General features: G+C 62.2%; 14 protein-coding genes. 4 read left to right on the top strand and 10 right to left on the bottom strand.

What is annotated here, in order from left to right; all coding sequences use genetic code 11:
- Nucleotides 1–4: 4 nt before the first annotated feature.
- From ACK1VC_RS04975 to ACK1VC_RS04985, 3 genes are all read left to right on the top strand, one after another.
- Nucleotides 5–1,093 carry a polyamine ABC transporter substrate-binding protein gene (locus ACK1VC_RS04975; RefSeq protein ID WP_016487243.1) on the top strand — a complete coding sequence of 363 codons (1,089 nt, stop codon included), beginning with the start codon at nucleotides 5–7 and terminating at the stop codon, nucleotides 1,091–1,093.
- Between the two features lie 13 nt (nucleotides 1,094–1,106).
- Entirely contained in the window at nucleotides 1,107–2,402 is a 1,296-nt protein-coding gene (locus ACK1VC_RS04980) for an NAD(P)/FAD-dependent oxidoreductase (protein ID WP_023048146.1), read from the top strand.
- Nucleotides 2,403–2,546: 144 nt separating this feature from the next.
- Nucleotides 2,547–3,224 carry a DUF3313 domain-containing protein gene (locus ACK1VC_RS04985; RefSeq protein ID WP_016487245.1) on the top strand — a complete coding sequence of 226 codons (678 nt, stop codon included), beginning with the start codon at nucleotides 2,547–2,549 and terminating at the stop codon, nucleotides 3,222–3,224.
- 165 nt (nucleotides 3,225–3,389) lie between these two features.
- On the opposite strand, the gene ACK1VC_RS04990 is transcribed toward ACK1VC_RS04985, so the two are convergent.
- Nucleotides 3,390–4,766: an L-serine ammonia-lyase gene (locus ACK1VC_RS04990; protein ID WP_016487246.1), complete on the bottom strand. Its 1,377-nt coding sequence runs from the start codon at nucleotides 4,764–4,766 to the stop codon at nucleotides 3,390–3,392.
- Between the two features lie 147 nt (nucleotides 4,767–4,913).
- On the opposite strand from ACK1VC_RS04990, the gene ACK1VC_RS04995 reads away from it, so the two are divergent.
- Complete coding sequence (locus ACK1VC_RS04995; RefSeq protein WP_016487247.1) at nucleotides 4,914–5,855, top strand: LysR substrate-binding domain-containing protein; 942 nt, start codon at nucleotides 4,914–4,916, stop codon at nucleotides 5,853–5,855.
- Nucleotides 5,856–5,975: 120 nt separating this feature from the next.
- Here ACK1VC_RS04995 and ACK1VC_RS05000 read toward each other — a convergent pair whose 3' ends face one another.
- The 9 genes from ACK1VC_RS05000 to ACK1VC_RS05040 form a co-directional block, all read right to left on the bottom strand.
- A complete protein-coding gene (locus ACK1VC_RS05000) occupies nucleotides 5,976–7,397 on the bottom strand; it encodes an undecaprenyl-phosphate glucose phosphotransferase (RefSeq protein WP_016487248.1) in 1,422 nt (473 codons plus the stop codon).
- 156 nt (nucleotides 7,398–7,553) lie between these two features.
- A complete protein-coding gene (locus tag ACK1VC_RS05005) occupies nucleotides 7,554–8,312 on the bottom strand; it encodes a WecB/TagA/CpsF family glycosyltransferase (protein WP_016487249.1) in 759 nt (252 codons plus the stop codon).
- Nucleotides 8,312–9,499 carry a glycosyltransferase family 2 protein gene (locus tag ACK1VC_RS05010; RefSeq protein WP_016487250.1) on the bottom strand — a complete coding sequence of 396 codons (1,188 nt, stop codon included), beginning with the start codon at nucleotides 9,497–9,499 and terminating at the stop codon, nucleotides 8,312–8,314. Before ACK1VC_RS05010 ends, ACK1VC_RS05005 begins: the two co-directional genes overlap by 1 nt.
- Complete coding sequence (locus ACK1VC_RS05015) at nucleotides 9,496–10,698, bottom strand: glycosyltransferase (protein ID WP_016487251.1); 1,203 nt, start codon at nucleotides 10,696–10,698, stop codon at nucleotides 9,496–9,498. The genes ACK1VC_RS05010 and ACK1VC_RS05015 overlap by 4 nt, the downstream gene beginning before the upstream one ends.
- A gap of 49 nt (nucleotides 10,699–10,747) precedes the next feature.
- Complete coding sequence (locus tag ACK1VC_RS05020; protein ID WP_024717499.1) at nucleotides 10,748–11,752, bottom strand: VirK/YbjX family protein; 1,005 nt, start codon at nucleotides 11,750–11,752, stop codon at nucleotides 10,748–10,750.
- Between the two features lie 9 nt (nucleotides 11,753–11,761).
- Nucleotides 11,762–12,739 (bottom strand): glycosyltransferase family 2 protein, encoded by a 978-nt coding sequence (locus tag ACK1VC_RS05025; protein WP_191086618.1) that lies wholly within the window; start codon nucleotides 12,737–12,739, stop codon nucleotides 11,762–11,764.
- A 5-nt stretch (nucleotides 12,740–12,744) separates the two neighbouring features.
- Complete coding sequence (locus ACK1VC_RS05030; RefSeq protein ID WP_016487254.1) at nucleotides 12,745–13,269, bottom strand: serine O-acetyltransferase; 525 nt, start codon at nucleotides 13,267–13,269, stop codon at nucleotides 12,745–12,747.
- An 8-nt stretch (nucleotides 13,270–13,277) separates the two neighbouring features.
- Nucleotides 13,278–14,234, bottom strand: coding sequence for a glycosyltransferase family 2 protein (locus ACK1VC_RS05035; protein WP_016487255.1), 957 nt, complete (start codon nucleotides 14,232–14,234; stop codon nucleotides 13,278–13,280).
- The gene (locus ACK1VC_RS05040) at nucleotides 14,227–14,844 is read right to left on the bottom strand and encodes an acyltransferase (protein WP_016487256.1); all 618 of its coding nucleotides are present in this window, start codon (nucleotides 14,842–14,844) and stop codon (nucleotides 14,227–14,229) included. The genes ACK1VC_RS05035 and ACK1VC_RS05040 overlap by 8 nt, the downstream gene beginning before the upstream one ends.
- Between the last annotated feature and the right edge of the window lie 86 nt (nucleotides 14,845–14,930).

A 14,930-nucleotide genomic window follows, 5' to 3' on the forward strand; every position in this document is an offset into this window, starting at 1 on the left:
CCCCATGCGTCATTTGCAAGCCCTGATCCCCGCTGCGTTCGCCCTGCTGTTCGCCACCACCACCCAGGCCACCCCCTCGGTCAGTGTGTACAACTGGACCGACTACATCGGTGACACCACCCTGGCTGACTTCCAGGCCAGCAGCGGGATCAAGGTGGTTTATGACGTGTTTGACTCCAACGAAACCCTCGAAGGCAAGCTGCTGGCCGGGCGCACCGGTTACGACGTGGTGGTGCCGTCCAACCACTTCCTCGCCCGCCAGGCCCAGGCCGGCGCCTTCCTGCCGCTGGACCGCAGCAAGCTGCCGAACTGGCAACACCTGGACCCCAAGCTGCTCAAGCAGCTTGAACAGAACGACCCCGGCAACCAGTACGCTGTGCCCTACCTGTGGGGCACCAACGGCATCGGCTACAACGTCGACAAGGTCAAGGCAGCCTTGGGCATCGACCATATCGACTCGTGGGCGGTGCTGTTCGAGCCCGAAAACCTGAAAAAGCTCAAGCAATGCGGCGTGGCCTTCATGGATTCGCCCGACGAACTGTTCCCGGCGATGCTCAACTACCTGGGCCTTGACCCACGCAGCGAAAAACCGGCCGACTACGCCAAGGCTGAAGCACGCTTGCTCGAACTGCGGCCCTACATCACTTACTTCCATTCATCCAAATACGTGTCCGACCTGGCCAATGGCGATGTCTGCGTGGCCTTCGGCTATTCCGGTGACGTGTTCCAGGCCGCCAACCGCGCCGTGGAGGCCAAGAACGGCGTAAAAGTCGCCTACAGCATCCCCAAGGAAGGCAGCAACCTGTGGTTCGACCTGCTGGCCATTCCCAAGGACGCCAGCAACCCCGAGCAGGCGCTGGCCTTCATCAATTACCTGCTCGACCCGAAAGTGATCGCCAACGTCAGTGCCACGGTCGGTTATGCCAACGCCAACCCCGACGCCAAGGCCTACATGGATGCATCGCTGGTGCACAACCCTGAGATCTATCCTCCCCAGGACGTGCTGGACAAGCTCTACATCTCCAGCACCCCGAGCCCGAAGATCATGCGCGTCATGACCCGCTCCTGGAGCAAGATCAAGTCCAACCGCTGAGCCGAGAACGCCCATGTCTTTCGATTCCCAACACACTGCTTCGTACTACGCTGCCACGGCACGCAACGCGGCGCCCTACCCAACCCTGGACGGCGAACTGACGGCTGATGTGTGCGTGGTCGGCGGCGGGCTGACCGGCGTCAACACCGCCCTGGAACTGGCTGAACGTGGCTTGTCGGTGGTGCTGCTGGAAGGCCGGCGCATTGGCTGGGGCGCCAGCGGGCGCAATGGCGGCCAGCTGATTCGCGGCATCGGCCATGACGTCAGCGGTTTCACCCGGCATGTCGGTCAGGATGGGGTGCGCTACCTCAAGCAGGCCGGCATCGATTCGGTGGCGCTGGTGGCCAGCCGCATCGCCCAGTACGGCATTGCCTGCGACCTGCGCTGGGGTTTCTGCGAACTGGCCAACACGCCTGAGCAGTTCGCCGCCTTCAAGGACGAGCAGGATGACCTGGCAGCGCTTGGCTATCGCCCTGAAACCCGCCTTGTAGGCCCTGGGCAGTTGCATGAAATTGTCGCCAGCGACCAGTACGCCGGCGGCCTGGTCGACATGGGTTCGGGCCACCTGCACCCGCTCGACCTGGTCCAGGGCGAAGCCCGTGCCGCCCATAGCCTGGGCGTGCGCATTTTCGAGCAAAGCCCCGTGCTGCGTATCGAGCACGGCCCGCGCGTGACCTTGCACACGGCCCGTGGCAAGGTGCGGGCAAGCAGCCTGGTGCTGGGCTGCAACGCTCACCTCGATGAACTGGAGCCGCGGCTGAGCGGCAAGGTGCTGCCAGCCGGCAGTTACGTGGTGGCCACCGAACCGTTGCCCGAACCGCTGGCGACCACACTGATCCCGCAGAACATGGCGCTGTGCGACCAGAAGGTCGGCCTGGACTACTACCGCCTCACGGCAGACCGCCGCCTGCTGTTCGGCGGGGCCTGCCACTACTCCGGCCGCGACCCCAAAGACATCGCCGCCTACATGCGGCCCAAAGTGCTGAAGGTGTTCCCGCAACTGGCCAACGTGCGCATTGACTACCAGTGGGGCGGCATGATCGGCATCACCGCCAACCGCTTCCCCCAGGTCGGGCGCCTGAGCCAGCACCCTAACGTGTATTACGCCCAGGGTTATTCCGGGCACGGGCTGAACGTGACGCACTGGACGGCAAAACTGCTGGCCGAAAGCATCGCCCTCGGCCACAGCCAGGGCCTGGATGTGTTCAGCGCCGTGCCCCACCTGACGTTCCCTGGCGGCAAGGCGCTGCGCTCGCCGCTACTGGCACTGGGCATGCTGTGGTACCGGTTGCGCGAAGCGCTGGGTTGAGTGCGCTGCAAAGGACGCGGTGCCCGAGAGAAGGGGCGCCGCCACTTTTTCCGCTTTCCACAGGGGATTGAACTCGCCCACTGGCCAACTGTCGCGCACCTGCTAGCGTTGTTCTGGCCGACCTCTCATGGATGCGCCTTCATCATGAAATCACTGCCTCGCATTACCCTGTTGTGCGCCGCACTGCTTGCCGTGGCCGCCTGCTCCAGCAATCGCGTGGACCCCAAGGATTATTCCGGCTTCCTCAAGGACTACAGCCGGTTGCAAGAAGCCAAGAGCCCGTCGGGTGACCCGGTGATGCGCTGGATCGACCCCAAGGTCAATATCAACCAGTACAGCCAGGTGTTCATCGAGCCCAGCCAGTTCTACCCCAAGCCGCAGCCGACAGCGGTTATCTCGCAGCAGACGCTGCAGGAAATCACCCGCTACTTCAATGAAGCGCTGCGCCGTGAACTCGGTAGCGTGATGCCCTTGGCCAAGGGGCCCGGCCCGGGTGTGATCGTGGTGCGCCCGGCAATCACGGCGGTGTCCACCAGCAATGAAGGCCTCAAGCCCTATGAAGTGATCCCCATTGCGCTCATTTCGGCAGGTGTGAACACCGCCATGGGTGGACGTGACCAGGACGTGGATGTCGGCGTGGAGGCGGCGTTCCTGGACGGTGCCAGCCAGAAAGTGCTGGCCCAGGTGGTACGCAAAGGCGCGGGTCAGGAACTGGAAAACGATACCCAGAAGCTGACCTTGAATGACGTCAAGCCGGTACTCGATGGCTGGGCCAAGGACATGCGGGCGAGCTTCATTGAAGCCAGGCAGAAAGCCCGCTAAGGGCCGCCCGAACACAATACTTGTGGGAGCGGCCTCGCGTCGCGAAAGGGCTGCGAGGCAGCCACAGGATTCAAGCCCTGATATACAAAGTGCTGGGGCCGGTTTGCGGCCCTTTCGCGACGCAAGGCCGCTCCCACAAAAGACTGCATCGGCCGGTGAGTTTTCCTAGCACTCGACAAAGGCGACTGCCAGGCCGCCGCGCGAGGTCTCCTTGTAGTTGGCATGCATGTCCGCCCCGGTATCACGCATGGTGCGGATGACCCGGTCGAGCGAAATAAAGTGCTCGCCATCGCCGCGCAACGCCATCTGCACCGCGTTGATCGCCTTCACCGCAGCAATCGCATTGCGCTCGATGCACGGCACCTGCACCAGGCCGCCAACCGGGTCGCACGTGAGCCCCAGGTTGTGTTCCAGGGCAATCTCGGCCGCGTTTTCCAGCTGCGGCGGCGTGGCACTCAACACCTGTGCAAGGCCGGCAGCGGCCATCGAACACGCCGAGCCCACCTCACCCTGGCAGCCGACCTCGGCACCGGAAATCGACGCGTTTTTCTTGCACAGTATGCCCACGGCCGCTGCCGCCAGCAGGAAGTCCACTACATCCGCATCGCAGGCGACCGGGTTGAATTTCATGTAATAGTGCAACACCGCCGGGATGATACCGGCCGCGCCGTTGGTGGGCGCGGTGACCATGCGACCGCCGGCGGCATTCTCTTCATTCACCGCCAGGGCGAACAGGTTCACCCACTCCATGGCGCTGAGCGTCGAACCAATCACGTTGGGCTTGCCCAGTTCCTGCAGGCTGCGGTGCAGCCGCGCGGCGCGGCGCTTGACGTGCAGCCCGCCAGGCAGGATGCCTTCGTTGCGCAGCCCGTTGTCAACGCACTCTTGCATGGCCGCCCAGATGCGCAGCAGGCCTTCACGTACTTGCGCCTCCGGGCGCCAGGCACATTCGTTGGCCATCATCAGCTGCGCCACGCTCAAGCCGTGGGCTTTGCACAAGGCCAGCAACTGGGCAGCACTGTCGAACTCATAAGGCAGCACAACAGTATGGGTTTCGCCTGCCGGGGCATCCAGTTCGCCCTGTTCAACAATGAAGCCGCCACCTACCGAATAGTAGGTCTGCAGCAGCAGGCTGCTCTCCCCGTCCAGTGCTTCCAGGCTCATGGCATTGGGGTGGTAAGGCAGGCTCTCGTCGAGCAGCAGCAGGTCGCGGCCATACTCGAAAGCCACCGGGTGGCTGCCATCCAACATCAGGCAATGCTCCTGCAACACCTGACCAACGCGCGACTCGATGGTGGCCGGGTCTATGCGGTCCGGCCACTGGCCCATCAGCCCAAGCAGGCAGGCGCGATCGGTAGCGTGGCCAACCCCGGTGGCCGACAGCGAGCCATACAACCGCACTTCGACGCGCGACACCTGTGCCAGCAGCCCCTGCTCACGCAGGGCCTGGGCAAACGTCGCCGCTGCCCGCATCGGGCCGACGGTGTGGGAACTGGACGGCCCGATGCCGATTTTGAAAAGGTCGAAAACACTGATAGCCATGCTAATGCCTGACCGTACCCTGATTTGAATCCACAGCACGGTTTAGTGAATGAAATTGAGCGGTATTGCGATTTTGCGCGATACTGACGCGCTGGCTCACGGATGACCAACGAATCTTTCTAAGCAAGCCTTTAGTGGTGCTAAACGATGCGACGACAACTCAATGGCCAGGTGTTTGTCTGGCTGCATGTATTCGCCTGTGCAGCCCGGCACCTGTCCTTTACCCGCTGCGCCGAAGAGCTGCACATCACCCCTGGCGCGGTCAGCCAGCAGATGCGCCAGCTGGAAGAACGCCTGGGTTACCGGCTGTTTCTGCGCCGCGCGCGCGGCGTGGAACTGAGTGCCGAAGGGCAACGCCTGGCCCAGACGGTGGCCGAGGCTTACGGCAGTATCGAGGCTGAACTGCTGCGCCTGGACGCCGGTGAAATACGCGGCACCTTGCGCGTGCGCTCGATTCCGTCATTTCTGGCCAAATGGCTTACCCCGCGCCTGCCACGCTTTCAGCAGCGGTATCCGGACATCGAGCTGCGCCTGGTGGCCGAAGACAGCGCCCAGGCATTGACACCAGGCGATTTCGACCTGGCTATCGACCTGAATGATGGCAGCTACCCGGGCATGCTCTCGACACCGCTGCTGGACGAACAGATTTTCCCGGTGTGCTCACCCACCCTGCTGCGCGGGCGCCCCCCCCTGCATGGGCCGGCGGACCTGGTGCACTACCCGCTGCTGCACGACATTACCGCCTGGCGGGGCAGCTCGGAGTATGCGGAGTGGGAGTTCTACCTGGACGGGATTGGCGCCGCCGGCCTGGATGTGCGGCGTGGACATACCTTCAACCGCAACCACCTCACCATCGAGGCGGCAATTGCCGGTATTGGTGTAGCGATCGCCCGGCGCACACTGCTCAATGACGAACTGGAGCGCGGCGCGCTGATCGTGCCGTTTGGCGTGCCGATCGCCAACCACAAACGCTACGTGGTGCATTACCCGCCAGGCGGGTTGAACCAGCCGGGCGCGCGGGCGGTGCATGACTGGCTGGTGGAAGAGGCGCGAGGGTTCAGGGAGTTGCATCCGCTGAACAAGGAATAGAGGCTCTGTGGGAGCGGGCCTGCCCCGCGAACACCGGCCAAGCCGGTGCCATGCACCGCGTGCCTGCTATTGGCGGGACAAGCCCGCGCCCACAACACTGCTGCCGGGATTGCACTTTAATTAATATGCCTGCTTACCGGTAAACGCATTCAACGTGCGTACCAGAATCACAAAATCCAGCCACAGCGACCAGTTGTTGATGTACTCGATGTCCGAGTCCACCCGCTGGATCATCTGCTCAATGTCCTTGGTCTCCCCCCTGAAACCGCGCACTTGCGCCAGGCCGGTCATGCCCGGCTTGATGTTGTGGCGGGCAAAGTAATCGACGATGTCCTGGGAATACAACGTGTCATGTTGCAACGCATGTGGCCGTGGCCCAACCAGCGACATTTCCCCGGTCAGCACGTTGAACAACTGTGGCAGTTCATCAAGGCTGGTACGGCGGATGAAGGCGCCAATTTTAGTCAGCCGCGGGTCATTCTTCTGCGCCTGTTTAACCACGCCATTGTCCGGCTGGTGAACGTGCATGCTTCTGAACTTCCAGATACGGAACGACTCGCCCGTCCAGCCCGTGCGTTCCTGGCGGAAGAATACCGGCCCGCGACTGGTGAGTTTGATGGCCAGCGCAACGCCCAGCAATACAGGCGATGCACACAACAGTATCAATGCCGCCAACACGCGGTCCTCGATATTTTTCAGGAACAGGCTCATGCCCGTCAACGGCGTTTCAGAAAGGGTCAGCACAGGAATGCCGGCAATTTCCCGCACGCTGTGATTGATAAGGCGCAACGAAAAGATATCCGGCACCCAGTTCACAGCGATGCATTTGTCGAGCAACTTGAAGTACACATCGTTGATGACCTCTGAGCCCCCCAGCGGGGTCACCAGGTAGACGGTGCGAATGCCATGCCGGGCAACGATTTCATCCAGCTCTGCAATGTGCCCAAGCACGGGCAGGCGTTGCTTGCCCTCGGCACTTTCCTGCCCCTGTTCGCCGGCTTTGTCAGTCAGCACACACCCCAGCACCCGTTCGCCAAACCAGGGGTTGTTGCTGATCTTCTGGTAAAGAAAATTGGCCAGATCGCCGTTGCCGATAATCAGGGCGTTGTCCAGGCGCGCATGCGCGGTAAAGCGTTTTTGCAGTTCACGAACCGCAAAATGCAAGAACAACTGGGCAATATAACCAATGATAAACAACTGCACGACCAACAACCGGGAGTAGGTTTCACTCTGTTTGGTCAAAAACGCCATGACCACAAGAAAACAGAACGTCGCCGACCACGCCTTGAACAGGCGGAACGCCTTGATCGAAAGGCCAACGTTGGTACGGTAGATTGCATAATGGTCGTAGATGACCGCCAGTGCGCCAATCAGCAACAGCAGCATGATTACATAATCGGAGGTAATGTAACCAAACTGGTCATAGATGAGGTACCAGGCAATACCGGTGACTGCAATACCATCAAGCCCCGCCTGAATGGCGTTACTGACGCTGCTTCTTCTCTGGAGTAAGGAACGACTGCTTCTGGGTTCGAAAACCATTTCAGACCTCATCTATTTGAGCGTAGCAAGTGCCGTCCATCAAACATCAAGCCTTGAAAACAGCTTATTCAACGCCAGTGAAGCAGGATCGTGCAGCCCCCAAGCCACTGATCTCACTGTAGCAGCCACCCGCCATCAGCGCGGATTTTGGCCGATTCATAGGGTTCCACTGGCCGAATCGGCTGTCTTGCGGCACAGCAGGGTGCGCAGCAAGAACAATGGGTTACCCACCACATAACGCATGAACAGGCGCTTCGGCTCGCGTAACAGCCGGTAGGCCCACTCGCCCCCCAAATGCCGCAGCCACTGCGGTGCCCGGCTGACCTTGCCACCCAGGAAATCCAGAATCGCCCCGCCGCACACAATCAGGCATGGCCCGCCGACAGCTGCCAACCTGGCCGCCACCGCTTCCTGTTTGGGCATGCCCATCCCCAGCACGATGAGCTCCGGTTTGCGTTCACGGGCCAGTTGCAGGTAGGTGTCGATGCTGGCAAAGCCATCGTGGACCGATACCGGCACCACGCCAAACAAAGCTTCGCTGCGTTGCACAGCCTGGTTCAGGTACGGTTGCTGCGTGCCCCAGAATGCTACCCGTCGTCCGCGGTATGCCTCCATGAGGCTGGGAATGAAGTCGGTGCCATTCATGTTGAGCCCAGGCTCCAGGCCCAACCGGCGATAAAGGATCGCCATGCCAGAGCCGTCGCGCAACAGCACATCGGCCGCCGACAACGCCTGGCAATACGCGCCGTCGCGCACCACCAGGTTCATTGCGTGGGCATTGACGAAGCCCAGTACGGTTGCAGAGTCCGGGGTGGCAAGCCTGTCGAGCAGGCGTTGCGCTGCAGCGCTGTCAGGCACCACCTCCAGCGTGTCGATAATACCCCGCCAGCGTTTCTGCCATTGCCACTGAGCCATCAGTCATCATCCCGTTTGGAGCGCACCCATTCGACCTGGCGCTTGATCAGGAACCCCAGGTACAGGGGGATTTTCCTTGCGGCGTAAAAAGGCGCGTACAGCAGCACGGAAAACGGGATCAGCTCACGGCAGAAGCGTGCCCACGCCAGCACAACGGCGAGGCCGAGCATGACCAGCGCAGCCAGTGCGATCCACGCAGGCGCCGCATGGCCTGACAGCAGGTAGGCCAACCAGGTCACCAGGTTGAGCCCCAGCAACGCCAGCACCAGTAGCGCCAGCGGTGGCACCAGCAGGTCCAGGGTCATGGCCAGCAGGCTACCGTTGCGCTGGCGGATGGCGGCCAGCGCACGCTTGGGCGCATCCGCCAGCATCAAGCCCAGGTGGCCATGCTCCCAGCGGGTGCGCTGGCTGTTCATGCCTTGCTGGCTTGCAGGGAACTGGCTGGTGACCAACGCCTCGGGGCAGAACACCGGCGGCTTGCCCTGCTGGCACAGGTCCAGGCCCAGCTTTACATCCTCCACCAAGTGCCCATTGGCCAGGTTGATGAGGGCCAGGTCGTGCCAACCGAATGCCATGCCTGCCCCCATCAATTGGCACGGTAGCCCCAGCCGGGCCCAGCCACGCGGCCGTACCAGGTTCTTGACACGCCAGGCAAACTCGGCCACCTGTACCTTCAGCCCGCTACCGGCGGGTGCGCGCATCAGGTAAAGCGCCTGCACCGGGCGTTGGGCCTGGTGATAACGACGCGCCAGGCAGTCAATCGCCCCCTCGCCTACCTGGCAGTCGGCGTCCACCACAATTACCACCTCGGGCGGCTGTTCGGCCAGGTGGCGTACGCCGAAGTCCAGCGCGTAGCCTTTGCCACGTAGCAACGTATCAAAGCGCTCCACCACCTCGGCGCCGGCCTCACGGGCCAGCCGCGCCGTGTCGTCCGTGCAGTTGTCGGCCACCACCAGCAAGCGGTCGCCTGGCAGCAACTGCGGGGTTACGCTCGCCAGCGTTGCACGAATGATCGCAGCCTCATCATGGGCCGGTACCAACACTGCCACCCGCGGACGCACGCTGACGCCCAAGGGCCGCGTGCGCGGCGGCAGGCAAGCCAGCAGCATCTGCAAGAAAAACACAGACACAGGCACAAAGGCGATCACCGCCAGCAGGCCCAGTAACCAACTCAATACACTCATCATGCGGATGCCTTGAAATAGCCGGCCAGCTTGGCCGCCTCGGTGTCGATATCATGCCGTTGCAGCACGCGCTGGTAAGCCGCCTCGCCCATGCGCTGCAGCGCTTCGGCGGGTTGCGCAAGGCACTCGGCCATGGCCTGGGCCAGTTCCTCCACGGCGCCAGCGGGGAACAGCCAGCCGTTTTCGCCGGGGCGCACCAGCTCCGGGATACCCGCCACATAGGTGGTCAATACGGGTCGGCGCAAGGCCATGGCCTCCATGATCACCACCGGCAGGCCCTCGGCGAAGCTGGGCAATACCAGCGCACGTGCGGCAAGAATTTCCTCGCGCACCTGTGCGCTGCTGATCCAGCCGGTGATGCGCACGTGCTGCTGCAAGCCATGACGGGTAATCAGAGCCTCGATTTGCTCGCGCATCTCGCCGTCACCCGCCAGGACCAGTTCGAAGGCAATCGACTGCTGCGCAAGCTGACGCGCCGCCTCAAGCAGCAACAGCTGGCCTTTCTGTTCACAGAGCCGGCCGACGCACACCAGCTGCGGCACCGCCGGCACGTTGACCGGCGCCACCTCATGGAAACCTCGCTCCAGGCCACAATGCACCACTTTCACTTTGGCCCAGTGCTCGTGCGCCACCCAGCGAAACAGCTGGCTGCGCCCGTAGGAACTTACCGCTGCCACAAAAGCAGCACGCCGCACCTTCTCGCCCATGTGCAAGAACTGCGGCTTGTCGAACTCCTCCGGCCCGTGCACGGTAAAGCTGTAGGCGGGACCGCCCAGCAGGTGGGCCAGCATGACCACCTCGGTAGAGTTGGTGCCAAAATGGGCATGCACGTGCCTGGCCTCATCGGCCTGCAGCCACTGCAACAGCTGGCAGGCCTCAGCCAGGTACACCAGGTGGTACGGCCACGGGCGGTCAGCACGCCGGCCAAGGCGCATGGCCAGCCTCAAGGCCTGGAAAAAGCGCCGCGGTTGCGCGCGCAGCACCTGCAACGCAGGCGTCAGCAACCCTTTTATGCCGCCTTGCAACACATAACGGGTCCTGGCCCGCTCGGCCGTGTCCTCGGCATCCTGCAATTCGGCATCCCACCCCCGCAAGGCAAAGCGTTGTACCTCTACGCCCTGGCGCTCCAGCGCCAGTATCTCGCGGCGGATGAAACTGTGGCTGACCTTCGGGTACTGATTGATGAAGTAAGCGATGCGCATACGAATCCAGATCCAAACCCGCTTGATGACCTACCTTCCCTGCCAACCCTCACTTCAGGCTGTCGACTACGGGCGGTTTGTCCACTGCCGATGCACTCACAGCAAATGCATCCCCCTGTTTTCCTTGTAGTCCAAGGTTGTGACTGCTGCTCGGCAATGCTGCCTGCAAGCGTGAGAAAACATCGTCGAGCATCGCCTGACGGCGGCGGTACATCGCCCGCTTCTTTGCTGGAATGTCGCTTTCTGCTCGCTGCGCCGGGGCCAGCGGTACGGTGAAGAAGTCCGCCTGGTTCGAGGCGCTGGCGCCGTGTTCCTGCCAGATGACGTCATAGTTGGCCGCAAGGTCCTGGCCTTTGTCGCTGCCAAAATAAGCGTGCCGGTGGTGCCGGCAGGCATCGCTGACGGCATACAGGTGCGCGACACCCAACGCCCGGGCCAGGCACTTCAGCGCTTCGAGTACCAGGCTGCGCGGGCGCAGGCCCTCGAAGTCCTTGGTCAGGTCACGATAGATGGTCAGCGAGGTTTCACTGTCGATGCCCTTGTGGATGCCCTGCACGGCCCCGATGAACAGGTACAGCTCACCGTGGCTGCGGCACAGGGTAAACGCCAGTGAAGCCACCCGCAGGTCGCCCTGAAACAGGTTCAGCACCAACTCGCCTTCTCGCTTGAACCAGATCGGCCGGTCCAGCACCAGGCTGCAGCCTGGCGAATGGCTGGACAGCTCGCACAGCGTCAGGCTTTCGTCCCGCCCCAGCAGTAACAGCGTCGGAAACTGACCGGCCATTACTTCAAAGTGCGAAGCGATCACCGCCAGGCGCTGCGGGGCTTCCCAGGATTTGCTGAGGTAAGGCCACTGCACCACACCGATGCAGTCCACGCCCAAGCGCTGTACACCTTGCTCACCCAACGCCGCCGTCATGCGCTGCATGAAGCCATGCAGCTCAGGCCATTGCCTGGCAATCTGCAGCATCAACTTGTACTTGTTGTTCAACGCCCGCAACGAGTAGCCCGGTTGCAAGGTAAACACGCTTTTCACGAGGGTGCCGAGCATCATGGTCATCTCTCACTTGTACTCGATCAAAGCCGATTTGCCGGCCGCGAAGCGGTGGCGCAAGAACTTCACCTGGCCGAGCATTTCCGGGAACTTGCCCAGCACCAGGAACACTGCCTGGAGCCAGTTTTCGCGCGCCGACTTACTACCACGGCGCGCCAGGCGCACGGCCTGCAGCGGGTAGATCAACAGCAAAAGCAGGCCCCAGCCACCCAGCAGCAGGCAGGCCAGCACGATTACCAAGGGTACGCCCAGGCCCCATAACCAGGCCCGCCGCGACTCGCGCAACCAGTGTTGCTCGGGCGGCTGACCATGCAGGTAGGCCCCTTCGGCATAGGCATGGCCAGCACGCAGGCTGCGCCGCCACCACTGGCTGAAACGGGTCATGGCGGCGTCGTGCAAGGTCATCTCGGCGGCCAGGCGCCAGACTTTCCAGCCCTTGGCCCGCAAACGCACGCACAGCTCAGGCTCCTCACCGGCGATCAGCTCGGCGCGAAAGCCCCCGACAGCAGCAAACGCGTCTGCCCGCATCAGCGCATCACCACCGCACGCCTTGGCCTCACCGATGGGGGTGTCCCACTCGAGGTCGCACAGCAGGTTGTACACCGAGCGTTCCGGGAAGCGCTCCCGCCGGCGACCACACACCACCGCCACCTCGGGATGCTGGTCGAGAAACAGCTGCCCCGTGGCCAGCCAGTGGGCATCCACCTCGCAATCGCCATCAACAAACTGCACCAGTTGCATCGACGGCAGCAGCCGCTGCAAGGCGCTGAAACCTTCATTGCGCGCGCGGGCGGCGGTGAACGGGATGGCCATGTCCAGCGCCAATACCTCCACACCCAGGCTGCGGGCCAGCTGCAGCGAACTGTCGGTGGAGCCCGAGTCGACATACATGACCTTCCCAGCACCGTTTACCAGCGAGCGCAGGCAGCGCTCCAGGCGCGGGCCCTCGTTGCGGCCGATGACCACCACACCCATTGCAGCCGCCATGGGCGTCACTCGACGGGCGCCGTGGCAACTGGCTGCCTGGCCTTGATGGTGGCCGGCACCCCTACCGCCAGGCAATTGTCCGGCACATCGGCCAGCACCACGGCATTGGCGCCGATGATCACGTTGTTGCCAATACGAATGCTGCCCAGCACCTTGGCCCCGGTACCAATATCGACGTTGTTGCCAAACACCGGGGCAATCGGTTCGTCGACATTCTTCAAGCCCACTACCACGCCGTTGCGGATACGGCAGTCATCGCCAAACCGGGCATAACCACTGATGACGATGCCGCCAAAATGGTCGATGACGAAGTTGCGGCCAATCACCACTTCGCACGGCAGTTCGACACCGGTGATGATCTGCACGAACTTGAACAACACCTTGTAGATCAACGAGAAGAGTTTGCGCAGCAGTGCCGGGCGCACGGTGTAGCGCCAGCGGCCGAAGCGATACACCAGCAGTACCCAGAAGCCCTGCGCCCCCCAATCCCCGCCATGGGCGCGCAGGTCGGCACGAATATTCTCGAACATGGCTTTACCTACCTTGTCGGTTGGCTGGCGTACCGGGTCTTGAACAACAGTGACCAGGTCGCCCGGCAATGACGCCAGCAGGCCTGAATCGCGCCCCAGCCGCGTCGCTTCAACAGCGCCTTGAGTGCCAGCACCAGGTCACCCAGGGTGACCAGCGCCATGTGCAGGGCAAGGCCCGCCACCCCGTGATGCTTGCGGAAATACAACAGCTCGCTTTCGATCTGGTAGGACGAGATCTGCCGGCTGGCCGCCTCCAGCTCTGCCACCGACTTGGAGCTTTCACCCCCGATGTGCACCACGGTGGTATGCGGGTAGAACACGACTTTCCAGCCGGCTGCCTTCACCCGCTTGCAGTGGTCCACCTCTTCGTAATAAAGAAAATAACGCGGGTCGAACAGGCCCACCTTGTCCAGCACTTCGCGGCGCACCAGATAGAAGCAACCCGGTAACCAGTCACACTCGCGCACCGAGGCGTGGTCCCAGGTCATTTCATCGACCATCTTCAGCCCCGGGAAGAACCGCCCCAGCCCGGTACGCCCGACAAACACGTTGAGCGGCGTAGGGAAGTAGCGGCAGCTGGGCTGCAGATCGCCGTCACGGCCTTCCAGGCGCACCCCTAGCACGCCGCACTCCGGGTGGGCGTCCATGTAGTCGAGGGTTTTTTGCAGGGAGTCGGCGGCAACGAAGGCATCGGTATTGAGCAGCAAGGCGTACTTGCCCTTCAGGTGCGCCAGCAACTGGTTATTGGCCCGGCCGAAGCCCACGTTCTGCTTGTTGCTCAGCAGCAGTGCCTCGGGGCACACCTGGGCCATGCGCTGCACCGAGTCATCGCGCGATGCGTTGTCTACTACCAGGTAACTGGCCAGCCGCTCGCTGTCGGCCCGGCGCAGCGCATCGAACATCGGCTGCAGCAGCCCGGCGGTATTGAAGTTGACCACCATGACATCCACTGGTTTGCTAGCCATTGTTGCCGTCCCCAAAGAAGTATTGCCGCCTTTGCGCCATCAACAGCGGTTCAACTTCCGGGTCGTAAGCGCCGTTGCGCTGTTTTACCAGTTCGATCCACGGGTAGCTTTCGCAACGCGCCTCGACCCGTTTGATCAGCTGCTCGGTGGTGCAGATGAACTGGGCCGGGTTTCCACCAAATACGGTGCCTGGCGGCACGTCCTTGGTCACCACCGCGCCGGCAGCCACGATCGATTCCGGGCCGATGGTCACGCGGGGCATGATGATCGCACCATGGCCGATGAAACAGTTGTCCTTGATATCAATGAAACCGACCGAATCCAGGTGCTTGCCAAAGCGATGTTCGATCAGTAAAACCACCCCGTCATGACCGATCAACGTACAGTCGGACAGGCCAACGCTGTTACCGATACGTACCAGCGAAGGGTCAAGGAATTTACAGCCTGTATTGACGAAGAAATTGCTGCCAACTGAGTGAAAGTTACCCCATCGGGCGAGATAGGCCCCCCATTCAAGACCAGAAGGGTTGCAGAACCTCCTGTAGAACTTGCCCCCGCGCCCGGTTGCATGGGCGTAGTGCGCCACTGCCTTGCGTATCCATCCCTTCATACTGCCTGGCCTCGCGATCTGAACAATCTGGAGTGTCCTGAGGCGTTCCGGTCTCGTTCTTCTAGGTGCTGACCGCAGCGCACTCA

It is taken from the genome of Pseudomonas sp. XP2 (assembly GCF_053557975.1).